Here is a 22,657-nt window from a genome sequence, read left to right as displayed (position 1 = left end):
TTACTTACGTCATTTTCTCGCAATGACAGAAAAAACTATCCACATGGGTAATACTGAGCTAAGAATGACATTAAACTTCGTCTATTTACTATTCGTTTATTCTGAATATAATTATGAACACAATAAATAAACCTTATATATTTGTTATAGGTAATGAGAAAGGCGGAGCAGGTAAAACTACCTGTTCTATGCATCTAATAATCGCTCTGCTTTATCAAAATTATTCGGTAGTAAGTATAGATACCGATTCACGTCAAAGTTCGTTAACGAATTATTTAAAAAATCGAGATTTATATAATAAACACAATCCTGATAAACCTGTATTAGTACCGAAACATTTTCATATATCGGAAAGCAAAGTAGAAGAGCAAGCAAAGAGTTTTGAGCCGATACTCAAAAATAATCAGGATGTCGATTATATAGTGATTGATACCCCAGGCAGTCATACTCCTTTATCAAGGGTTGTTCATTCTTACGCCGATACAATTATTACACCGATTAATGATAGCTTTCTAGATTTAGACGTAATAGCAAAAGTCGATAGCAAGGATGAAATTATTAGCCCATCAATATATAGTCAAATGATTTGGGAACAGAAAATGGAACGTGCTAGTCGTGATAGAATTAGTATAGATTGGGTAATACTTCGTAATCGTTTAAGTAATCTTGATGCATTAAATAAAAGACGCGTAGGAAATGTATTAGCTAAACTTGCTAAAAGAATTAACTTTAAACTCGCAGAAGGATTTAGTGAACGTGTAATATATAGAGAGTTATTTTTACAAGGTCTAACATTACTTGATCTAAAAACTGCAAAATATGATAGAGAATTTAATAGCTCACACGTGCTTGCACGTCAAGAATTACGAAATTTTTTAGACTTTCTAGGTATTAAGGCTGCGTTCAAAGGTTAATTTCTATTAAAGTTTTTCTTGTATAAAGTTAAAATATATATATAATGTAAATTAATATGTTTTAACTTTATAAGAGAAACAAATGCCAAATATTGCTGAAAATATTTCAAAACTACCGGAAGAACAAGAAAAAGTTAATAAGCTTGTTGATCAATATAAAAATTTAACTCCGGAAGAACAAAAAATTGTTGATAGAAAACTTAAGTCACATTTTACAAAAGAAGAGCTAGAACAAGATGAGCTTAAATCAAGAATGAATAGGATACGTAGTAATTTGTCTAAGCAAGACCAAGAAAAACTACAAGCAGGTAATAATTCTATAGGTGAAATAGCAAAAGATGTATTATCGTTAGTTAAAGGAATAATAAAGCTAGTCGAAAATGTTGCAGAGATAATTAAAAATCCTAAGAAAGCAATATATGAATGGATTAAAGGTGAGTTAAATCAAGTAAAACCTCAACAACAAAATTATCAGCAACACCCATCAAAGCCAAAAGCTGCTGCAATATCAAGATAAAACTTTGGCAAGATAAATTTTTAGTTTTTATTTGCGAAAATTTGCGATTTTATGTATATAATATAGGGGAAATCGTATAATAAAAAAATAAAAATGCATAAATACAGAACTCATAATTGTAACGCATTACAAATATCCGATGTAGAAAAAGAAGTTAAGCTATCCGGTTGGGTACATAGAAGAAGAGATCACGGGAATCTAGTTTTTATAGATTTACGTGATCATTACGGTATAACTCAAATCGTGTTTACCGATCAAAACCCTCAGCTTATGGAGGATGCAAGTCGTTTGCGTTATGAGTCGGTAATTACGGTAAGGGGTATAGTTGTAGCAAGATCAGAGGACACGATTAATAATACGCTTCCGACAGGTCATGTTGAAGTGCTAGCTGTGGAATTTAGTGTTGAGTCAGCTGCGGACACTCTACCTTTTGTTATTAATACCGAAAAAGACGCTTCCGAAGAGTCTAGGCTTAAACATCGCTTTTTAGATCTTAGACGTGAGAAATTACATAATAATATAATACTCCGCTCACAAATTATTTCTCATATTCGTCATTTGATGACGGCAAGCGGTTTTACCGAATTTCAAACTCCGATTTTAACAGCAAGCTCACCTGAGGGGGCTAGGGATTTTTTAGTACCTAGTAGAATGCATCCGGGTAAGTTCTATGCATTACCGCAAGCACCTCAGCAATTCAAGCAGTTATTGATGGTATCAGGCTTTGATCGTTATTTCCAAATTGCTCCTTGTTTTCGGGATGAAGATGCAAGAGCCGATAGATCACCCGGCGAGTTTTATCAGCTAGATGTAGAAATGTCGTTTGTTACACAGGAAGACGTATTTAGTACTATTGAGCCTGTGATGTATGATTTATTCACTAAATTCACGGATAAGAAAGTATCAGAGACTCCTTTCGTTTGTATTCCATATAATGAATCTATGCTAAAATACGGCTCTGATAAGCCTGATTTGCGTAACCCTATTATAATTGCCGATGTAACTGAGATATTTAGAGATTCCGATTTTACAATCTTTAGAGAGAATATTAAAAAAGGTAGCATAGTTCGTGCAATTCCTGCACCTAAGGCAGCTGCACTGCCTCGTAGTTTCTTCGATAAAATGATAGAGTTTGCGATATCAGAAGGAGCAGGTGGACTTGGCTATATTCAGTTTAGTGAAACCGGTGAAGCAAAGGGACCGGTAGTAAAATTCTTAAGCCCGCAGCAATTAGAGAGTCTAAAAGCTACAGCTAGTATTAGTAACGGTGATGCTGTATTTTTCGCTAGCGATAAGAAAGAGAAAGCTGCTAAACTTGCCGGTAAGGTTAGAATAAGACTTGGTGAAGAGCTTGATTTACTTGAAAAAGATTGTTTTAAATTCTGCTGGATTACCGATTTTCCATTCTATGAGTTAAATGAAGAAACAGGAAAAATTGATTTTAGCCATAATCCGTTTTCTATGCCGCAGGGCGGAATAGATGCTTTAGAGCAAGCTAAAACCACTGAAGAGTTATTAGAACTTACCGCATACCAATATGATATTGTTTGTAACGGTATTGAACTGTCCAGCGGTGCTATTAGAAACCATAAGCCGGAAATTATGTATAAAGCATTTTCCATAGCAGGTTATAGTGAAGAGGAAGTTGATAAGAGATTTGGAGGGATGATTAGAGCATTTAAGTTTGGAGCTCCACCACATGGTGGAATAGCCCCCGGTATTGACCGAATCGTTATGCTGCTTGCGGAAGCAACAAATATAAGGGAAATAATAGCGTTTCCTTTAAACCAGCAGGCTGAAGATTTACTAATGAACGCCCCAAGCTATGTAGAGGATAAAGCTCTAAAAGAGCTAAGCATTATGCTCTCACCGTCTGCTAGAAAAAATGCAGAAAAAGAATAAGAATTTATAGTTGTTGTATGTTATTATGTCATACCGCAACTTGGCCTATAGTATGTCATTTCTAGCTAAAAGCGGAAATCCAGTACTTGAAAAAAATTTAAAAAAGACTAGATCCTGCGATCAAGTCGCAGGATGAGATTAATAGTTACTGGATTTCCGCTTTTAGCTAAGAAATGACATGTAATAGTTGAGATTAAATCTTACATTTAGTAAAATAAATTAATTATTAAATGGAGATGAAAAATGAACTTAAATCAAAAAATAATAAAGCCAAAAATAGGGTTACTAGAACTAGCTAAGAGTCTTGGTAGCATATAGTCAGCATGTAAAGCGATGGGCTATAGTAGAGATAGTTATTACAGATTTAAAGAACTGTATGAAACTGGTGGCGAAGAGGCATTGTATGAAATTAGTCGAAGAAAGCCAATAATAGCGAATAGAGTTGATCCAGCGATAGAGAAAGCAGTAATGGATATGGCAATAGAATATCCAGCATATGGACAGCTAAGAGTATAAAATGAGCTTAAGAAGAGCGGTATACTTGTATCGCCTGGAGGAGTGAGATCAATTTGGTTACGTAATGATTTAAACAATATCAGTAAAAGGCTTAAAGCATTAGAAGCAAAGATGGCTCAGGATGGTATTGTTCTTACTGAATCGAGTCTATAATAAAATTTGTGTAAGTTGCAAAAAAAGCAGTAAGAGATTACTGTAAAAAGAAGTAACTAAAACAAAGGGAAATTATGGCTAAAGAAATAGGTAAAGATAAAGAAAAATTAAACATAAGTAATCAGCTAGTAGAAGAATTATTATCAAAAGCAGACCCATCAGAGTTATTTGGTCGAGATGGTTTATTTCAACAGCTAAAGAAACAAATAGTTGAGAAAATATTAGCAAGTGAGTTAGATCATGAATTGGGCTACTCAAAGCATAGTAAAGTAGAAAAAGTAGACAATAATCGTCGTAATGGTAGCTATGAAAAGACAGTAATTGATGATGATGGTCGTAAGTTGACATTAGAAGTACCAAGAGACCGGGAAGGTGAGTATAATCCACAATTAATACCAAAAGGGCTGAGGAGATTTAATGGATTTGATGAGAAGGTAATTTCACTTTATGGTAGAGGTATGACAGTCAGTGAGATTCGTGGTCACTTAGAAGAAATATATCAAACTGAAGTATCTAGTGATTTAATATCAACCATAACAGATGGAGTACTAGAGGAGGTAACTAGGTGGCAAAATCGCTATTTAGATAGGATATACCCAATATTGTATTTGGATTGCATATATGTTAAATCTAGAGATAATCATATAGTAATAAATAAAGCTGTATATTTGGCAATTGCGGTTAATATAGAAGGCAAGAAGGAGTTATTGGGCATTTGGATAGGAAAAAATGAAGGCTCTAAATTTTGGATGCAAGTATAACTGAATTAAAGAATCGAGGTGTAGAACAAATTTATGTTGCTTGCGTTGATGGTTTAAAAGGTTTTTCTGAGGCTATCAGTAGCATATTTCCTGCTACTATAGTACAACTATGTATAGTGCATATGGTACGCAATTCAGTAAAGTACGTGTCACATAAGGATTTAAAAGAGGTAACATCAGATTTAAAACAAATTTACACGGCAAATAACGAAGAAATGGCTCGTTTAAAACTGCAACAATTTAGTGTAAAATGGGATAAAAAATATCCAGTAATTTCTGATATTTGGCAGCGTAGTTGGTCAGGAATAATACTATTTTTTGCCTTTCCTGAGGAGATTAGAAAGGTGATTTATACCACGAATACCATAGAGTCTATAAATCGTCAAATTAGGAAAATTATTAAAAATAAAGGTGTATTTCCAGATGATAAATCAATTCAAAAGATAATATTTTTAGCCTTGCAAAATGCGGCTAAAAAATGGACTATGCCTATAAAAGATTGGTCATTAGCTTTAAATCAATTTGAAATACTTTGTGGGAATTTTAAATATGATTTATTGGAAAATAAAAAATGAACTTACACAAAAAAAATGATTGACTCCTAGTTGATTAATTATTTGCTCTTTAACTCTGCTAATTCTTTCTTGAGTTTTATTACTAAAGTTTGTAATTTTTCAAATTCTTCGCGAGTGACGTAATTCCCTTTAAGTATTTTATCCTCAATTATGCCACAGCTTTTATCCGTTATACTATTTAAGGCTTTTTGTGCTACGCTGCTAGCTCCAACGGCTACTTTTAAAATATTATTTGTTTTCATAGTACCTCTATCGATAAAGCATGCAAGCCGCTATTAAATTCATCGGCAAGTAAGTTATTAATAGTGCGATGATTGGCAATGAGGCTTTTCCCCTGTAATGTTTCTGCAGAAATTCTTATTTTTATATGGCTGTGAATTCCGTTATAATGACTAGCATGTTTATAGCTTTCATCTATTATTTCTTGAAAATGTGGTTTTAACACACTTAATTTTTCTTGTATCCTTTCTATGCGGTTCATATTTTTATTTCATTTACAGTAAAAATGTCCTAATATTCTTAAGTATATAATTTTATGATACACATGGCAATGTCGGAATTAATAACGGATTATAAAGATTTACAAGATGCGATAGATAAATTGGAAAAAGGCGTATGTTTTGCTTGTAGATTAGTTAATTATGATGAAATAGAATTTATAGAGCAGGGTAAGCATTTTATAATTGAAGATTTAGATCAAATCATTGAAGATGTAAGCAAAGAACTTAATATTTTTTCAAAGTTTAAGAAAATAAAGAAAGATAGAATATTATTTATCCTAAATACTACTGATTCTGACTTAATTAAAAATTTTGCTAGAAAATTATATTTATTTTTGCAGCTTTATATTAATGAACAGAAGCCGGCAATTTATATGAATTGTTATATTGCTAGTATTAAATTTCCAAAAGTAAGTAATAATGCTAAAGAAATTGAAAAAACATTAAATATGTTACTTTCACAAAATAATAATTATTATTACCGTGAATATAGCAGTACAGAACATGATTTGGAAAATATAAGAAAATCTAATCTTCAGCTTAACTTACTACGACAAGCCTTAGCAAAAAAGACTATGCGATTTGCTTATCAGCCTATAATAGATCGCAATACTATGAAGATTCATTATTATGAATGTCTGCTTCGTATACCTGACGAGAACGGTGTTTATGTTTCCGTAGGTCCTATAATCCCTATTGCTGAAAATAAAGGATTAATTTTTATAATTGATCAAATTGTTTTAGAAATGACTGTTAATGAACTTGCCCGCAACCCAAACTTAATGTTAGCCGTTAATATTTCAAATATAGGAACAGGCGATGAAGCTTTATGGGAAATAGCAGAAAACTTATTAAAAGCTCATAATGTTCGGGATCGTTTAATTATTGAAATTACGGAAACTTCTTTCAATGAGCATTACGATAAAATAACTTTATTTATTAATAAACTACGTAAGTACGGATGTAAATTTGCATTAGACGATTTTGGTGCGGGTTTTACTTCTTTTAAACAACTTCAAAGCTTACCAATTGATATTATCAAAATTGACAGTAAATATGTGCGTAGTATTACAAGTGATGTACAAAGTAGGTATTTCGTAGAAAGATTAATTAAAATTTCAGAAGATTTAGGTATTGCAACGGTAGCTGAATTCGTAGAAAACGGAGAAATAGCTAAATTTTTAATTGATCTAAAAGTCGGTGGGCTACAAGGAAACTTCTATTCCGAAGCAAAATTTGATAGGGTGGATGAGGTTTAATGATTGTCATACTGAACCGGTTTTGTTGCCTGGCTCTTGAAAAAGACTCCGATGTCATGCCGTGACTTGATCACGGTATCCATAAAAATAACTTTTAATATCAATGATTTTAATATTTTAAACTGGATACCGCGATCAAGTCGCGGTATGACACAGTTAGTGCTTGACAATGTTACTTAAAACCTATATGCAGAACTCAATTTTAAATGATTAAACTTAAATGCTGTTACTTGAATTAAAAAAAACTAATCAAACCTTAGAAACTATACATTTTATAGGTATCGGCGGCGTTGGCATGAGCGGTATTGCCGAGATATTACATAATCTAGGTTATAAAGTACAAGGTTCCGATTTAGTAGAAAATTATAATACTAAAAGGCTTGAGTCATACGGCATTAAAATATTTTTAGGACACGCCGAGCAGAACATTACCAATGTGTCGTATGTTGTTATTTCATCGGCAATTAATCCAAAGAATCCTGAAATAAAAGAAGCTTTGGAGCGTAAAATTCCAATTATTAGACGTGCGGACATGCTTGCTGAACTTATGAGATTAAAATGTTCAGTAGCAGTTTCGGGATCGCACGGTAAAACCACTACTACTTCTTTAGTTGCTTGTTTATTTGAGGCAGCCGGTTTATGTCCTACGGTTATTAACGGTGGGATCATCAATAATAAATCGACTAATGCATATCTTGGTTCAAGTAATTATTTAATTGCGGAGGCCGATGAATCGGATGCAACGTTTATTCATATTCCATCAACTATTGCGATAATAACTAACATTGATCCTGAACATTTAGATTATTATAGAGATTTTGAAACATTAATTGGTGCTTTTAGAAGCTTTATTAATAATTTGCCGTTTTACGGTTTTGCCGTTTGTTGTGTCGATCATAAAATAGTTCGTAAGTTAGTAGACGATATTACTGAAAGGAAGATTGTTACTTACGGCATCGATTCGGAAGATGCTCATATTATAGCGTTTAATATTAACACTGATATTGCCTCCTCTACTTTTGACGTAAAAATTAGTCTACCAAATGTACTAGGTACAACGATTATTGAAAAAATTACTATTCCAACGCCCGGAAGACATAATATTTTAAATAGTCTTGCTGCAATTGCCGTTGGGATAGAATTAGATTTCGGTATTAAAGCTATTAAAAACGGTTTTAATAATTTTAAAGGAGTGAAGAGGAGATTTACTAAAGTAGCTGAATATAATAAGGCTTCAATTATCGATGATTACGCTCATCACCCTGAGGAAATCAAAGCAACGCTTGCGACGGCTAAAAATATAGCAAATAAACAAAACGGTAAAGTTATTGCTATTTTTCAGCCTCACAGATATTCAAGAATGCAGTATTTATTTGATGATTTTATGCTTTGCTTTGCTGATGCCGATATACTCTATATTACCGATATATATGCTGCAGGTGAAAACCCTATAGAAGGAATTACAGGACAAAGTTTAGTTGATAAGATTACTAAGCATAAACATCACGATAAAGCAAATTTTCTAGCAGAGCTAGATGATGCGGTTGGAGTTATTATAGATAATGCAGCTTCCGGTGATATGATAATTATGATGGGAGCAGGTAATATTTCAAGTTTTGCTAATGAATTAGATGGGAGATTGTCATCCCGTGGCTTTAGCTGTCATACCGTGGTTTGACTGGTATTGTTGCATAGCTCTTATGTCATTCCCGCGAAAGCGGGAATCCAGAAAAAAATGATAAAAACAAAGAAAATTATATACTAAATTTTTATATAATTTATTTAAAAAACTGGATTCCCGCTTTCGCGGGAATGACATCTGTTCGTATAACATAGGGTCAAGCGAACTAGGGGACAAAAGAGTGAAGATAACAGTAAAGCGAATAGCAGGACTAAATATGTTAATTTTACCGATAGTAAAAGGCGAGTATAAAAAAGATTATAATTTAAAACACTTAACATGGTTTAAAGTAGGCGGTAATGCTGAAATTTTCTTTAAACCTTTAGATAGCGAAGATTTAAAAAGTTTCTTAATACAAAATAAGCAAAAATTACCTATAAAGACTTTTGGAGCAGGCTCAAATATTATTATAAGAGACGGCGGCATAGAAGGGGTCGTTATAAAACTTGGTCAGAATTTTAGCAATATTGAGTTTATAGATAATCATTTAATAGTAGGTAGCAGCTGCCTTAATTATAATTTAGCAAAATTTTGTCAAGCAAATGCTATTTCCGGTTTTGAGTTTTTAGTAGGTATTCCAGGGACTATCGGCGGCGGTGTTGCTATGAATGCTGGTGCTTACGACTCTGAATTTAAAGATATTGTAGTGCAGATTGAAGCGATTGACTTTGCAGGAAACTTTTTAACATTAACAAATGAAGAAATCGGTTTTAAATATCGCAGTAATAATTTACCAAAGAATTTAATTATTCTCAAAGCTGTTTTTAAAATAAATAAAGGCGATAGTGAAAATATATTATTACGGATGAATGAAATAAATAACGCAAGATCATCTACACAGCCTATTAAAGAGCGTACGGGCGGTAGTACTTTTGCAAATCCTGAAGGGCGTAAATCTTGGGAACTTATTGACAAAGCGGGGCTTAGAGGCTATAGAATAGGCGGTGCTTCGATGTCAGAACTTCATTGTAATTTTATGATAAATAACGGTGATGCTACCGCTAAGGATTTAGAAGATTTAGGTGATTTCGTCCGGCAGAAAGTATTTGAAGATAGCGGGGTTAAGTTAGAGTGGGAGATTAAGAGAATCGGACGTCATCCCTAATTAAAAATGGCGTTGTTGCAGCTAGTTTTATGTCATTCCCGCGAAGGCGGGGATGACATCGAGTAGGTTTTTCGAGCTATGCAACAAGGCCGCTTTTAGTTAGGAATTACAATGGATTTAATAAGAAAGAAAAAAACATGCATAAATATCAAACACATTGGGTAGAACACTCTATAGTTAAAATATTAAGTAGTACCGGTAAAAAGCATATAGCATTAATGGCGGGCGGTATGTCTGCTGAGCGTGAAGTATCGTTAGTGTCAAGCGAAGGAGTTAGTAAAGCTTTAATTGAATTAGGATATAGAGTTACCTTTATTGATATGGGAGCGGATATTGCAGTTAGATTACAAGAAATAAAACCTGATATCGTTTTTAATTGTCTGCACGGTACATATGGTGAAGACGGTTGTTTACCAGGATTACTTAATATAATGCGGATTCCTTATACTCATAGCGGCGTGTTATCTTCAGCTTTAGCATTCAATAAAATACATTCTAGGAGCTGGTTTTTAACGAATAATATTGCAGAAAGCATTGTTGTAAATAAAAGCGATAATATAAAAAATGATCCTATGAAACGACCGTACGTTATTAAGCCTCTTACGCAAGGTTCAAGTATTGGTGTTGAGGTGATATTTGCAGAAGATGATTTTAACTTTGCCGATTATGATTTTCCTTACGGTGATCAGGTAATAATAGAACAATATATAAAAGGGCGAGAATTACAAGTAGCGGTATTAAACGGCAAAGCTCTTGGAGCTTTAGAGATTAAATTACTAAAGAATCGTTTCTATGATTATGAAACTAAATATACCGAAGGATTTGCTGATCATCTTTGTCCTGTTCCGCTACCTGCTAATTTATATGAGAAATTACTTATAGAATCAGAAAAAATTTATAAAACAATGAATTGTAAAGGTCCTGCTAGAGCAGAGTTTATTTTAGAAGAGCAAACAAACAAGTTATATGCTTTGGAGATAAATACTCACCCAGGTATGACGCCTTTATCAATAGTGCCGGAAATTGCAGCTTATGCAGGGATAAATTTTACTAACTTAATTGAAGAAATTATAAAGACTGCAAGCTTTGAATCATGAGAAAAAAAACAAGCTCCAATAAAAAAAAACAAACAAAAAAAACTAATAATATCTCATTACGCCGAAAATTAGGACTAATTTACAAAAAAGCAATATTAGGGCTTAAGATTGCTTTAATTATCTTTGTATGTCTATTTGTTTTTACAAAATATTTTGCCGGCATAAAAACCTACTTAACAACAAATATATACCAAACAACAACAAAACTTGGGTTTAAACTTGAGAATGTTATCATTGAAGGACAGCAAAATGTCGATGAGCCTACAATATTAAAGGTTTTAAATGCGAATAAGGGCAGTCCTATTTTTGCTCTTAAATTAGACGAAATTAGAAATAATTTAAAGAAAAATAAATGGATCAAGGAAGTATATGTCAGTAGAAGATTACCAAATACGGTATATATAAAATTATTTGAAAGAGAACCTATTGCTATTTGGCAAATTAATAACCAGCTTTTCTTAGTCGATGAAGAAGGTTACGAAATTAGTAAAAATATTCAACCTTTTCCTCATTTATTACATGTTGTAGGGGAAGGGGCGAATATCTATGCAGGTACATTAGTATTAGAGCTGCAGAAATATCCGGCATTAATGAATAAAACTTCAGCTGCTGTAAGACTCGGAGATAGAAGGTGGGATTTAAATCTTAAAGGTAATATAAGTATTAAGTTACCTGAAAAAGAGTTTGAAGAAGCATTAAAATATGTCGATGCACTAAATAAAGCTAATAAGCTATTTAACCAAAATTATAAGGTTTTGGATTTAAGGGATAAGCATAAGTATTATATAGAGAAGTACTGAGAATCGTCATTGCGAAGAGAAACGTAGTTGCGACGTGGCACTCTTATCAAGCATCCTGAGATTGCTTCGTCGCATTACTTTGTAATTCTTCGCGCAATGACGTTTTTGGAATAACAAGCATAAAAAAATGAAAGAGAAAATATCAAATTTTGTTACACTTGATTTCGGTAGTAGTAAGATTGCCGTAATTGCTGCCTATATTAGTAAAAAAGGTGAAATTAAAGTAGCTAGCCAAAATTTGCATCATTCTAAAGGTATTAAATCAGGAGTTATATCAGATTTAAAAAATGCTGAAACTAGCATTGTTTCAGCAATTTACGCACTTGAAAAAGATTGCGGTAAAAATATAAAAAAAGTTATATTATCGTTATCAGGTGCCGACACTAAATCTTATTATATTAATTATACCATTAAAGTTAACGGGCAAACCGTAACGCAGCAGGATATTAAAAAGTTACTACAAAAAGCATTACTTGAATTTAAAGTTAAAAACCAAGAAATTATTCATTATTTTCCTCTTGAATTTACCCTTGATAATAATTCAGTCGAGAATCCTATAGGTATGTACGGTAGAGAACTTAGTTGTGAATTACATATTATTGCTGCTAGTTCAAATATGTTATCAAATATTGTACAATGCTTCGCTAAATGTCATGTTGAAGTCACAAATATTACTCTAGCAATTTATGCTTCTGCTATTAGCTGTCTTACGAATGATGAAAAAAATCTAGGTTCGATTATCATCGACATGGGGGATAAAACTACCTCTTTCGGCATTTTTTTTGCCGGTAAATTAATATATACGGGGCATGTAAATATAGGTAGTTTTCATATTAGCTCGGATATTGCTAAAGTCTTTGGTATTGATCTTGTTACGGCAGAGAAATTAAAAATTTTATACGGTAATGCAATGATACCTTTATTTGAGAAAGATAGTATTATAAATATGGAGGATTTTCAGGTTGATACTCATCATACTTTAAATACTTCCGTAACAATTTATAAATTGGCGGAGGTAATAAGAGCAAGAGCCGAAGAAATATTATCAATAGTAAAAGCCGAATATGATAAAGCAACAAAAGGGCAGGTTGAAGTTTTTAGAGTTGTAATTACCGGCGGCGGGTCTCAGCTTAGAGGACTTAAAGAGCTTTCAAATAAAATTTTTGAAAAACAGAGTAGAATCGGTAAACCGGAGATTATTGCCGGTTTTATAGAAGACTATAATCCGGCCATGTATTCAGCAACTATAGGAATGCTAAAAATTCATGCTCTAAAACAGCAAAAAGAATTTGCTCATACTAGACTTGATGCAAATAGTAGCTTCTTTAAAAAAGCTTTTGATTGGTTTAAAGAGAATATTTAGAGAGGCTGCCCGCGTTGGACTGGAAAATGCATTTAGTGTCATTCCCGCTTCCGTGGGAATGACATAAAATGATCCACTCAACAATACCTACTTGCAATGAGTACTTGTATTTACGCGGGCAATGTCATTTAGAAATATTTTGCTAAGAATTATTATTAGGTTTTTCTCTAGAACAAATTAGTACATTCCCTTTAACTTCGATAATAAAAAGTCGGTCGCCTGTTTTTGCATCGATTTCATTTGGAACAAGGTAAGCATTCATAATAGCACCGGACCATCTTACTTGTCCTATAGTATCAGAAGAAACTGTAGAACTATAAACCTCTACCGTTTTGCCTATCATATCCGAGTAATTTTTTGTTTTATCAGTTTTATTATAAACATATTTTTTAAGAGGATAATATAATATGCAAAACCAAATAAGCGATAATATACCAAAAAATGTTATTTGATTTGTTAAGCTAACTAGAGGGTAGTTATATACCACAAGAGTGTTTGATAACGCTCCAAGCCCAAAGAATAAGAATCCAATACTTGGAACTGCAAAGAATTCAACAACTATGCAAATTATGCCTATTATTAACCATATTTCGGTGAGATAATTATTTATCATGAACATAAGTTTTTAAAAATAATATTACGTCAGCTATGTCTTGTGGTTTTGAGATACCGGCAAAGGACATTTTAGTTCCTGGTGCATAGATACTTGGTTTATGTAAGAAAGCAAATAAACTATCATCATCCCATACGTCGCCAAGTTTTGATAGAGCAGGGGAATATTTATAGTCTGCTATGCTTGCTTTTGGTCTGCCTGCTACATCCCAAAGATGCGGTCCTAGTTTATTTGGACCGTCTTTATCAAGAGAATGACACATTAAACATTTCTTGGCTATTTCACGACCGTTATCGGCGTTAGCAGTCTTCATTAATTCTGGTATATTTACCGGTGCTTGCTCTAGTGCAGTAGTATTTTGATTTTCTGATGATTCTTGAACCGCAACACTGTAGCCGTGATGTTGTAACTCTAGAGTGGGCTTGTATAATATATTTGCAACAAATCCAACCATCATAGCAATTAAACTAGCCAATAAGATGGCTGCAACAATTTTATTTAATTCTTTTCCAGACATTTATTTTGTTTTTTTTATTAGAATTTATACTATAATTTAAGTTGTAAGAGAAGTTAATTAAATAAATAAAAGAAAAATTTATAAAAATATTTGTTCTTTGGAGAGAAAAATAAATGTCAAAAAAATCAAGGGTTAGAAAAATATTTAATAAGTTAAAATCTTATTGGACTAGTTTTAGACAAAGTAAAATCGGTAAAATATTATTTAGCAATAGTTTAAGTTATGCAGTTTCCATAGCTTCTATAGCAATTACAGTTTCTGGGCTTTTTACTCCTATATCACCGATAATTATAGCTGTAGCTGTTGTTTCAGGAGTTAGCTTAGGAATTCAAGCTGTAAATGAGACTTTGAAAGTGCATGATTTGCGTAAACTTCATAAAGAGAATAATTTATTAGTACATAACAGAAATGCTAAAAGTCAGCAAGATTATATATTATCATTAGAACCGAGCTTAAAAGATATTTTGAAAAATGAATTATATACGCCGCAAACGGCAGGTAAGTATGCTACTCAAGATAAGTATGAGTTAAATGTAAATAAATTGAAAAGTACAGGACGAATATTTGGAAATAATTTAGGTGGAGCCGCAAATTTGGCCGCTTCTATTATTAAAGGTGCTAGCGGTAATGTGCTTGATATATTAAAAGCTACGGGTTACGGTGTAGTGACAACCGCATCATTAATTATCGACGGTCTTACTGAAAAGGAAAAAATAGAAATAAAAGCAATATTTAAATTAAATATAAATGAAGAATATAAAAAACAAGATACTCCTATATATGAAAATTTAGAACAATTAGAGAATTATACTAAAAATCAAGTATTGCAAACATTAGCTTTAAAAAAATTAATAACGGATAAGAATTATTGGAGTATGAATAAAGACCAAAAAATACAAAAATTTCGAGAAATAATAGGCAGTTTTAATTCTGAAATAAAAAGAAACGGTTTAGAAGAATTTTTTAGAGAAAATAAAATAACAATGGATAATAGCAAAGAGAGCTATGTTAAAGATATTCAAAATGTAATGAATCCATTTTATGAAAATCCTAGTAAAGCCGAAGGATATAATCCTTTAACTAAAGCTATGGATAAAGATAAAGTTAATAATGCTGAAATAAAAAGGACCAAAAGTGAAAATTTAAAAAGGATGCAAAAAAGAAATCGAAATTTAACAATATGAAATGATTATTATAACTCACTGCTAGTTACAAATTTGTAAGAGGTAGTATCGCTAAATATTCTATGCAATAGTTCATTATTAAGAGCATGGCTGGTTTTGTAGCCTTTAATTGCACTTACAATGCTAGTGCCGTTGGTATATAAATCACCGAATAAATCTAATAGTTTATGGCGAACAAATTCATCTTCATAACGTAAGCCGTTTGGGTTTAAGATTTTATCCTGCTCATCTATTCCTATAGCATTCTCAAATGAGGCACCTTGGGCAAGCCCTTTGCTTTTCAAATAATCAACATCTCTTATAAAGCCAAAAGTTCTAGCATCCGCAATATTTTTAGTAAAAGATTCTTGATCCCTAAAACTTAGATTTTGTCTGCCTATAGCTTTACTACTAAAATCAATGGTTAAATCTACAGTCATGTGATCGGAAGGAGTACAATATAATTCACAATCTTTATGAACTACTTTTATATCTTTTAAAATTTTTAGATATTTTTTAGGAGCATTTTGTAATTTTTTTCCTGCACACTCAATCATAAACACAAAAGGTTTACTACTGCCGTCCATAATTGGTACTTCAGGACCGTCAATTTTAATAATTGCATTATCAATGCTGCATCCCCAAAGTGCTGCCATTAAATGTTCAATTGTTGAAATTTGAACTTTATGATCATTGCTGATAGTGGTAGATAACAAGGTATCGGAAACATTGAAATAGTTAGCTTCAATATAATTATTTTCAGAAGATATATCGGTTCTAATGAATATAATTCCGGTATTTTCTTTAGCGGGTTCTATAGTTAACTGGGTACGTTTTCCTGAGTGGACCCCGATTCCGTAACAACTAACCGGTTTTAATAATGTACTTTGCTGCATTTTAGGCATTGTAAAAATATATTTAAATATTAATATTTAATGCCAAATTATACAAGTTATATTATGTTACAGAATATTACACATATACTCGATGAACTTCAAAAATTGGCTGCGTCATCCTACAAGAGTTGCGATACTCACGTATTAAGTATACGCGCCGCTCCTCACCTTGTGGATTCCTTGCTCTTTTTGAAGTTGATCTTCGTCTATGTTAGTATAAGACTTCTTGCATAACTTGCTAATAAGAGAAATTTGCAGGAGACACGGAACGCAGAACCGCAGCGTACACGCAAGTAACGTGAGGATTCGAGTACCGGATCGACGTACAAATTACCCTTATTAGCAAGTTATGCAAGAAGTCTTATTAAAATCTATATAATGTATACTTAATAAAATACCAAAAATGATAAGCTACAAAACTACCGACTACGGCAAAAACAGAAAATAAGAAATCACTGCCGTTAATAGTGCCGTAAGGTACATGAGATGATAAAGCTCCGGCATATGTACCGATGCTGCACATTGAAAAATACGAAAATAAAGCTGTTCTAAGTTCGTAATCCCTAAATTTATCAATTAGTATTAAAATATTGCAAATATAAATGGATCCTAAACAACTACCGATTAGTATTATATATAATATATTAAGGTTTTTATTAGTTCCATGAAGCGGTAGTAAAATAAAGCAGACGAGCAGAATTATAGTTAGTGATAAATTAGCCAAATATTTATTTACTTTGCTTAATATATAGCATATAGGAATTATAGAAAAACATATTGCTAGAAAAATATATTTTAGTATAAGTCTTAAATTAATTAATGCTAATTCTTTCTTTAATGCAAAAGCTTCATAATACCATAATATATCCAAGGTGACATAAGCAACTACGAAGCCTGTCAATAATTGTAATTCGACATTTTTTATTAAGGATGAAAATTTGGAATTTAAATTTAATTTATGAGATGTAGGATTATAATGCAGAAATTCGGTTATTATATTGATACAATATAATAATGCACAAATTACTATAGTATTATTTGTCGGTGTTATAAATGGATTTAATAAATCTACCATTAAGTTTCCACCCGCCCATAACAACATTATACAAGCTAAAAAAAAATATTTCTTTTCTTTGCTACTCTCAATAATGTCTAATGTTATAGAAGTGAAATATGAAAATGTTCCAAAATTAATTACAATAAAATTAATTTTAATTAGAGTATAATTATTTAATAAAATTAGGTTTATTGTACAAATAATTAATAAAGATAAGCTAATTAAAATAATTTTTTGATTACTTAACTTATTAATTAACTGTGTTAAGGCAAAGCCTGCGATTATCGAACCTATAAATTTAGTTTGATTTATATGATTTATTTGTTCTCCGCCTAGATTTTTATTTAGCAGTAAAAAGATTTTAAAATTATAAAAATTTATAGCATTGATACAGGAAAAAATAAATATTCCCAAAAGTGAGAAAAAAATAGTTTTGTAATCGTTTTTAAAGTCATAAATTAAGTGTTTGCTAAACATAAATACATTGTATATAACTCATAATTATAATGATTAAGATTATTATCTTAAAAATTAAAGAGATTCGTAATTCCATTATTTAAGTATATATAGATAGTTATTAGATTATCAGCTTTTAATCAAGTATGGTAGTCTTATTTATAATTTGTATATAATTATTGTTGAATTTTTAAAAAAATTAATGAATTAAATAATATGAAAATATTTTAATGTAAGAAAAATAATAATATATTTTTTAGTATTTTAAAGAGGTGTTATTTGAAGTTTATCTAGAATTTCATTTTTGCTCTTTACTCATAGATAAATTATCTATTTAAATAAATTAATACAAGATAAACAATGATTTTTCTTAAGATACAAGCATTATATTAATTATTTGTTCTTCAAGTTAGTGAGCAAGATAAATGAATAAAAAGATTATAATTGATGCTAATTTTCCAAGCGAAACAAGAGTAGTTTTATTAGGACAAAGCAACAATATAGAAGATATTGAATTTCAAACAACCGTAAGACAACAAAATAAAGGTAACATTTATTTAGCAAAAGTTACAAGAATAGAACCGTCGCTACAAGCTGTTTTTATAGAGTACGGAATGGATAAAAGCGGTTTTTTACCGTTTAGTGAAATCCATCCTAACTATTACAATTTGCCTACCTCGGAGAGAAATTTTCCAGTTAATGCTTTTCCTGAAATAGCTCTTTCAAATATTACGGTTGAGGATGATAAAGAGAAACCGGCTGTTATATATGATTCTTTGGTTGATAGTGAAGAAATTGACCTAAAAACCATAGAAGATTTAGTAGAGAGTAAATTCCAGTCAGAACTTAATTTAGAAGCGGCTGATGATATTGAAATGATTCAAAGCGGTACCTCTGAGTCAAATATTCCGCAATATAAACAATATAAAGTTCAAGAAGTAATAAGAAAAAACCAAATATTATTAGTGCAGGTTACTAAGGAAGAACGAGGAAATAAGTGCGCCGCTTTTACTACTTATATATCCTTGGCTGGTAAATATTGTGTTTTAATGCCTAATAAAGGTTCGCAAAACGGTATATCGCGTAAAATATCAAACGGGGAAGAAAGAAAAAGACTGAAAGATATTTTAAATAAAATAGTAAGCGGTGACAAAAATGCTTATAGCGTCATTGTTAGAACCGCAGGTAGAGGAAGTAGCACCTTAGATTTAAAGAAAGACTATAATTATTTAGCAAGGTTATGGAATAAAATTCGTAAAAGTACTATTAAATTTCCGGCTCCGTGTTTTATTCATGAGGAAGATAGTATAATACGTAAAACCATACGTGATATGTGCGATCACAATGTTAAAGAGGTGGTAATTCAAGGACAAGAGGGTTATGAAGACGCTTCAAAATTTATGCAGGATTTATTACCTTCAGAGCTTGCAAAGCTGAAAGAGCATAAAAGTAAAACTCCTATATTTACTAAGTTTCAAGTAGAAGAGCAATTAGTTAAATTATATCAGCCTGTAGTGACGTTACCTTCAGGAGGATATATCGTTATTAATCCTACAGAAGCTCTTATTTCAATTGATGTAAATTCCGGTAAATCAACTTCTGAACAAAATATTGAAGAAACGGCACTAAAAACTAATTTAGAAGCAGCCAAAGAAGTAGCAAAGCAAGTAAAGCTTAGAGATCTATCAGGTTTGATAGTTGTTGATTTTATAGACATGAGCGAAGCTAAGAATCGTAAAATTATTGAACGATCCTTTAAAGAGTTTTTAAGTCGTGATCGTGCTCGTATACAAACCGGTAATATTAGTCAGTTTGGACTACTTGAATTCTCAAGGCAGAGATTACGTTCTTCTTTCTTAGAAACTAATTCGGCAATTTGTTCTCATTGTAACGGTAAAGGAGTCATTAGAGCAAGTGACGCTAATGCTATGTTAATTTTACGTACTATAGAGAATGAAATTTTTGAAGAAAGAATTGATGTAATAAATGTTTTTACCAATATCGTTTCAGTTATTTATCTACTTAATAATAAACGTGCTGAGATAAAATTTATTGAAGAAAAATATAATATAAAGCTTAATTTTTATTCCGATCCTAATGCTACATCAGATAGTTATTCGATTGAAAAAGTGAAGCTGTTCAAGAAAAATAACAATAATGTTAATTCTGTTAAGCCGGTAATTCAGAATCATAATGCCGATTATACTGAAGAAGAGCTGAAAAAAGAACAGTTACGCAAAAATAAACATAAATGGAAAACAGCTAATAATAGTAATAATATTGCTAATGAAGTAAAAGATAAGAGTTTAGAGGCAAAAGAATCGGTAGAGCAAACCGTAAGCGTTGTGGAAGAGGTGAAAGTTGTAGAAAGTAATGCCGGCTTAGAAGCAGCACAAGCTACTCCAAAAAAGACAAAACGTAGATATCGTAATAAAACATCAAATAAGAAACGTCCTTCTAATACCGTCGAAGATACGGAAAAGAATGCAGAGTCTTGATTTGAGGGTTTATAATATGTCATTCCTGCGAAAGCAGGAATCCAGTAATCTTTAATGTTACCCCGTGGGCTTGACCACGGGGTCCATAAAAATAATAAAAAATACTAATATGATTAGTATTTTTAGCTGGATCCCGCGATCAAGTCGCGGGATGATAAATGATAAACCTATCCACGCAACAAGGCCTACGCGGGGATGACATAGCAATGCCGTAATGACGCGATAAAAAACATAAACTTAAAATAAAAGTGCAGAAAAGTTTAATTACAAAATGGTTGTGTATAAGTTGTATAATGGTCATAGCGACGATTGTTATAGGGGGGATAACAAGGCTTACCGGTTCTGGTTTATCTATAGTTGAGTGGCGTCCGGTAACTGGTATTTTGCCGCCTTTTAGTTTTGAAAGCTGGCAGGCGGAATTTGCTAAATATAAAGCTTTTCCTGAATATAACTCCGTTAATTACGGAATTACTTTATCACAGTTTAAGTTTATTTATCTGTTAGAGTTTATACATCGATTACTTGGTAGAATTACAGTTTTAATATATATTGTACCTTTAATATATTTTTATTTTAAAGATGTTATAAAAAATCGTGACATACCTTATATAATTGTTTTGTTGTTATTTTGCGTACAAGGCTTTATGGGGTGGTATATGGTTAAAAGCGGCTTGTTGAATAGCCCGTATGTTAGTCATTTTCGACTTGCTTTTCATTTAATTATCGCCGTAATTATTTATCACATACTTTTTTATCAACTAATAAAAAATCGTTGTGATATTTTGTTAATCCCGTCACAAACAGATTTTAAATTACCATTAATATTTTCCGGTATTGCTATTACTGTAGTATATGTGCAAATTTTTTTAGGTGCTTTAGTTGCAGGGCTTGATGCAGGGCTGATATATAATAGTTTTCCGCTAATGGATGATAGTTTTATCCCGATGGAGATAAAAGATAATTTCGTTGATCTTAAAAATTGGTATGATCCGGTTTTTATACAATTCATACATCGTTTAGGCGGCTATAGCGTATTTTTGGTTGTTGTAGTTTTGATAATTTGCTTGTTAAAAATAGAACATCCGAAATTAAATAAGATAGCGTATTTTCTAATGATTGCATTATTTATGCAGGTATCTACCGGAATAATTACTCTTTTATACTCTGTACCTATAATAATTGCCTCTATACATCAGCTTTTTGCTATAATCCTTTTATCTATAATAATTTGGTGCTATTTTTTAATAAAAAGTTCCTAATTTATTAAAAATATGATCATCGATTTCAATACTCCTATTTCTTCTAGATTAGATAAATATTTAAAACGTCTATATCCCTTATTGACTCAAGGAGTAATAGAGAAAGCATTACGTCAAAAACAAATTACCGTTAATTCTCAGAAAGCAGAAGCGAGTTTAAGAGTAAAGGGCGGCGATAAAATTTTTATTAACGATAAGTTTAATTTACCTGTTAAGCAACCTGAAAAATTAGTTTTTACCGACGCTGAAATTAAGCTAGCGAAGAAAATTATTACCGATTATTTGATATATGCAGATGATAATTTAATAGCTATAAATAAACCTGCAGGTCTTGCTACTCAAGGCGGCAGTAAAATAAATTTATCTATTGACTCTGCATTAAAATATTTGAATTATAAAGGTGCTGATTTTAAGCTAGTACATAGATTAGATAAAAAAACAAGCGGTTTGCTCTTAATAGCCACAAATTATTTAAGTAGTGTAAAACTTCATGATGCTTTTAAAGAAAAATTGGTTGTAAAAACATATTTTGCCGTAACCTATGGGAAGCCAATTAAAAATGTAGGCGAAGTTAGAAGTAATATAGAAAAGAGTAAAGGAAGTACACCTAAAATTACTGATATTGATAGTGAAAATGGTAAACTTGCCATTACTTATTATAAAGTACTTAAATCACTTGATAATAACTTATTTTTAATTGAATTTACGCCGGTTACAGGTAGAATGCATCAATTAAGGTTGCATGCTAAATTATTAGGTTGTCCGATACTTGGAGATGATAAATATGGTAATAAAGAAATAATGCCGTATAGTAAATATATGTTCTTGCATGCTAATACTATATGTTTATCTGAAAAAATTTTTGGTCAAGAGATTAAGTTAGAAGCAAAATTACCGTTTTATTTTAATAGACGTCTTACATAACTTGCTTCTAAAGGTAATTTGTACGTCGATCCGGTACTCGAATCCTCATGTCAAGTGTACGCTGTGGTTCTGCGTTCCGTGTCTCCTTCAAATTTCTTTTTATTAGCTGCGTTATGTAAGACGTCTATTGA

General features: G+C 31.7%; 19 protein-coding genes and 4 pseudogenes. 16 read left to right on the top strand and 7 right to left on the bottom strand.

The window, feature by feature from the left end; genetic code table 11:
• The first annotated feature begins 113 nt into the window (after positions 1-113).
• The 5 genes and pseudogenes from C4Q30_RS04135 to C4Q30_RS04115 all read left to right on the top strand — a co-directional run bounded on the left by C4Q30_RS04135 (position 114) and on the right by C4Q30_RS04115 (position 5,338).
• Complete coding sequence (locus C4Q30_RS04135; protein ID WP_103897287.1) at positions 114-914, top strand: division plane positioning ATPase MipZ; 801 nt, start codon at positions 114-116, stop codon at positions 912-914.
• Positions 915-996: 82 nt separating this feature from the next.
• Complete coding sequence (locus tag C4Q30_RS04130) at positions 997-1,431, top strand: DUF3106 domain-containing protein (protein WP_045805313.1); 435 nt, start codon at positions 997-999, stop codon at positions 1,429-1,431.
• 93 nt (positions 1,432-1,524) lie between these two features.
• Complete coding sequence (gene aspS / locus C4Q30_RS04125; RefSeq protein ID WP_103897286.1) at positions 1,525-3,333, top strand: aspartate--tRNA ligase; 1,809 nt, start codon at positions 1,525-1,527, stop codon at positions 3,331-3,333.
• A gap of 243 nt (positions 3,334-3,576) precedes the next feature.
• Positions 3,577-3,999: pseudogene (locus tag C4Q30_RS04120) on the top strand (helix-turn-helix domain-containing protein); the annotation flags it as partial.
• 77 nt (positions 4,000-4,076) lie between these two features.
• Positions 4,077-5,338 (top strand): annotated as a pseudogene (locus C4Q30_RS04115) (IS256 family transposase).
• Between the two features lie 38 nt (positions 5,339-5,376).
• Here C4Q30_RS04115 and C4Q30_RS04110 read toward each other — a convergent pair.
• Positions 5,377-5,580 carry a hypothetical protein gene (locus tag C4Q30_RS04110; RefSeq protein ID WP_004996338.1) on the bottom strand — a complete coding sequence of 68 codons (204 nt, stop codon included), beginning with the start codon at positions 5,578-5,580 and terminating at the stop codon, positions 5,377-5,379.
• Positions 5,577-5,819 (bottom strand): BolA family protein, encoded by a 243-nt coding sequence (locus C4Q30_RS04105; protein ID WP_012736546.1) that lies wholly within the window; start codon positions 5,817-5,819, stop codon positions 5,577-5,579. The genes C4Q30_RS04110 and C4Q30_RS04105 overlap by 4 nt, the downstream gene beginning before the upstream one ends.
• A 54-nt stretch (positions 5,820-5,873) precedes the next feature.
• Here C4Q30_RS04105 and C4Q30_RS04100 point away from each other — a divergent pair, with 54 nt between their 5' ends.
• The 6 genes from C4Q30_RS04100 to ftsA all read left to right on the top strand — a co-directional run bounded on the left by C4Q30_RS04100 (position 5,874) and on the right by ftsA (position 13,143).
• A complete protein-coding gene (locus C4Q30_RS04100) occupies positions 5,874-7,097 on the top strand; it encodes an EAL domain-containing protein (RefSeq protein ID WP_103897285.1) in 1,224 nt (407 codons plus the stop codon).
• A 220-nt stretch (positions 7,098-7,317) separates the two neighbouring features.
• Complete coding sequence (gene murC, locus C4Q30_RS04095; RefSeq protein WP_103897284.1) at positions 7,318-8,775, top strand: UDP-N-acetylmuramate--L-alanine ligase; 1,458 nt, start codon at positions 7,318-7,320, stop codon at positions 8,773-8,775.
• Between the two features lie 220 nt (positions 8,776-8,995).
• Complete coding sequence (gene murB / locus C4Q30_RS04085) at positions 8,996-9,883, top strand: UDP-N-acetylmuramate dehydrogenase (protein ID WP_103897283.1); 888 nt, start codon at positions 8,996-8,998, stop codon at positions 9,881-9,883.
• Positions 9,884-10,020: 137 nt separating this feature from the next.
• Positions 10,021-10,980 (top strand): D-alanine--D-alanine ligase, encoded by a 960-nt coding sequence (locus tag C4Q30_RS04080; RefSeq protein WP_103897282.1) that lies wholly within the window; start codon positions 10,021-10,023, stop codon positions 10,978-10,980.
• A complete protein-coding gene (locus C4Q30_RS04075; protein ID WP_014014038.1) occupies positions 10,977-11,780 on the top strand; it encodes a cell division protein FtsQ/DivIB in 804 nt (267 codons plus the stop codon). Before C4Q30_RS04080 ends, C4Q30_RS04075 begins: the two co-directional genes overlap by 4 nt.
• Before the next feature lie 127 nt (positions 11,781-11,907).
• Positions 11,908-13,143, top strand: a complete 1,236-nt coding sequence (gene ftsA / locus C4Q30_RS04070; RefSeq protein ID WP_014120616.1) for a cell division protein FtsA — start codon at positions 11,908-11,910, stop codon at positions 13,141-13,143.
• A gap of 142 nt (positions 13,144-13,285) precedes the next feature.
• Here ftsA and C4Q30_RS04065 read toward each other — a convergent pair whose 3' ends face one another.
• Both C4Q30_RS04065 and C4Q30_RS04060 read right to left on the bottom strand, forming a co-directional pair.
• Complete coding sequence (locus tag C4Q30_RS04065) at positions 13,286-13,762, bottom strand: NfeD family protein (protein WP_012152576.1); 477 nt, start codon at positions 13,760-13,762, stop codon at positions 13,286-13,288.
• Positions 13,746-14,273 carry a c-type cytochrome gene (locus tag C4Q30_RS04060; RefSeq protein WP_103897281.1) on the bottom strand — a complete coding sequence of 176 codons (528 nt, stop codon included), beginning with the start codon at positions 14,271-14,273 and terminating at the stop codon, positions 13,746-13,748. Before C4Q30_RS04060 ends, C4Q30_RS04065 begins: the two co-directional genes overlap by 17 nt.
• Positions 14,274-14,386: 113 nt before the next feature.
• Here C4Q30_RS04060 and C4Q30_RS04055 point away from each other — a divergent pair, with 113 nt between their 5' ends.
• Complete coding sequence (locus C4Q30_RS04055) at positions 14,387-15,457, top strand: hypothetical protein (protein WP_103897280.1); 1,071 nt, start codon at positions 14,387-14,389, stop codon at positions 15,455-15,457.
• Between the two features lie 8 nt (positions 15,458-15,465).
• Here the strand turns inward: C4Q30_RS04055 and lpxC are convergent, their stop codons facing one another.
• On the bottom strand, positions 15,466-16,332 hold the full coding sequence (lpxC, locus tag C4Q30_RS04050; protein WP_014014043.1) for a UDP-3-O-acyl-N-acetylglucosamine deacetylase: 867 nt from the start codon (positions 16,330-16,332) through the stop codon (positions 15,466-15,468).
• A gap of 245 nt (positions 16,333-16,577) precedes the next feature.
• On the opposite strand from lpxC, the pseudogene C4Q30_RS10475 reads away from it, so the two are divergent.
• Positions 16,578-16,707 (top strand): annotated as a pseudogene (locus C4Q30_RS10475) (palindromic element RPE1 domain-containing protein); the annotation flags it as partial.
• Here C4Q30_RS10475 and C4Q30_RS04035 read toward each other — a convergent pair.
• Positions 16,697-17,866, bottom strand: a complete 1,170-nt coding sequence (locus tag C4Q30_RS04035) for an MFS transporter (RefSeq protein ID WP_103897278.1) — start codon at positions 17,864-17,866, stop codon at positions 16,697-16,699. The pseudogene C4Q30_RS10475 and the gene C4Q30_RS04035 sit on opposite strands and share 11 nt — an antisense overlap.
• 404 nt (positions 17,867-18,270) lie before the next feature.
• Between C4Q30_RS04035 and C4Q30_RS04030 the strand changes: the two genes are divergently transcribed.
• The 3 genes from C4Q30_RS04030 (at position 18,271) to C4Q30_RS04020 (ending at position 22,526) form a co-directional block, all read left to right on the top strand.
• Complete coding sequence (locus C4Q30_RS04030; RefSeq protein WP_103897277.1) at positions 18,271-20,343, top strand: Rne/Rng family ribonuclease; 2,073 nt, start codon at positions 18,271-18,273, stop codon at positions 20,341-20,343.
• 248 nt (positions 20,344-20,591) lie between these two features.
• Positions 20,592-21,602, top strand: coding sequence for a COX15/CtaA family protein (locus tag C4Q30_RS04025; RefSeq protein ID WP_103897276.1), 1,011 nt, complete (start codon positions 20,592-20,594; stop codon positions 21,600-21,602).
• Positions 21,603-21,614: 12 nt separating this feature from the next.
• The gene (locus C4Q30_RS04020) at positions 21,615-22,526 is read left to right on the top strand and encodes an RluA family pseudouridine synthase (RefSeq protein WP_103897275.1); all 912 of its coding nucleotides are present in this window, start codon (positions 21,615-21,617) and stop codon (positions 22,524-22,526) included.
• Here C4Q30_RS04020 and C4Q30_RS10705 read toward each other — a convergent pair.
• Positions 22,508-22,636 (bottom strand): annotated as a pseudogene (locus C4Q30_RS10705) (palindromic element RPE1 domain-containing protein); the annotation flags it as partial. The gene C4Q30_RS04020 and the pseudogene C4Q30_RS10705 sit on opposite strands and share 19 nt — an antisense overlap.
• Positions 22,637-22,657: the final 21 nt, after the last annotated feature.

The organism is Rickettsia fournieri, from assembly GCF_900243065.1.
Taxonomy (GTDB): Bacteria; Pseudomonadota; Alphaproteobacteria; order Rickettsiales; family Rickettsiaceae; genus Rickettsia; species Rickettsia rickettsii.
Note: the sequence above shows the minus strand (reverse complement) of the source record. Positions and strands in the feature narration are given on the sequence as shown.

Coding starts and splice junctions, on each gene's coding strand:
- lpxC (WP_014014043.1), bottom strand. CDS start 16,332: ATGCAGCAAAGTACATTATTAAAACCGGTTAGTTGTTACGGAATCGGG.
- aspS (WP_103897286.1), top strand. CDS start 1,525: ATGCATAAATACAGAACTCATAATTGTAACGCATTACAAATATCCGAT.
- C4Q30_RS04030 (WP_103897277.1), top strand. CDS start 18,271: ATGAATAAAAAGATTATAATTGATGCTAATTTTCCAAGCGAAACAAGA.
- C4Q30_RS04130 (WP_045805313.1), top strand. CDS start 997: ATGCCAAATATTGCTGAAAATATTTCAAAACTACCGGAAGAACAAGAA.
- C4Q30_RS04065 (WP_012152576.1), bottom strand. CDS start 13,762: ATGTTCATGATAAATAATTATCTCACCGAAATATGGTTAATAATAGGC.
- C4Q30_RS04060 (WP_103897281.1), bottom strand. CDS start 14,273: ATGTCTGGAAAAGAATTAAATAAAATTGTTGCAGCCATCTTATTGGCT.
- C4Q30_RS04080 (WP_103897282.1), top strand. CDS start 10,021: ATGCATAAATATCAAACACATTGGGTAGAACACTCTATAGTTAAAATA.
- C4Q30_RS04020 (WP_103897275.1), top strand. CDS start 21,615: ATGATCATCGATTTCAATACTCCTATTTCTTCTAGATTAGATAAATAT.
- C4Q30_RS04055 (WP_103897280.1), top strand. CDS start 14,387: ATGTCAAAAAAATCAAGGGTTAGAAAAATATTTAATAAGTTAAAATCT.
- C4Q30_RS04105 (WP_012736546.1), bottom strand. CDS start 5,819: ATGAACCGCATAGAAAGGATACAAGAAAAATTAAGTGTGTTAAAACCA.
- murB (WP_103897283.1), top strand. CDS start 8,996: ATGTTAATTTTACCGATAGTAAAAGGCGAGTATAAAAAAGATTATAAT.
- C4Q30_RS04075 (WP_014014038.1), top strand. CDS start 10,977: ATGAGAAAAAAAACAAGCTCCAATAAAAAAAAACAAACAAAAAAAACT.
- C4Q30_RS04100 (WP_103897285.1), top strand. CDS start 5,874: ATGATACACATGGCAATGTCGGAATTAATAACGGATTATAAAGATTTA.
- C4Q30_RS04035 (WP_103897278.1), bottom strand. CDS start 17,866: ATGTTTAGCAAACACTTAATTTATGACTTTAAAAACGATTACAAAACT.
- ftsA (WP_014120616.1), top strand. CDS start 11,908: ATGAAAGAGAAAATATCAAATTTTGTTACACTTGATTTCGGTAGTAGT.
- murC (WP_103897284.1), top strand. CDS start 7,318: ATGCTGTTACTTGAATTAAAAAAAACTAATCAAACCTTAGAAACTATA.
- C4Q30_RS04135 (WP_103897287.1), top strand. CDS start 114: ATGAACACAATAAATAAACCTTATATATTTGTTATAGGTAATGAGAAA.
- C4Q30_RS04110 (WP_004996338.1), bottom strand. CDS start 5,580: ATGAAAACAAATAATATTTTAAAAGTAGCCGTTGGAGCTAGCAGCGTA.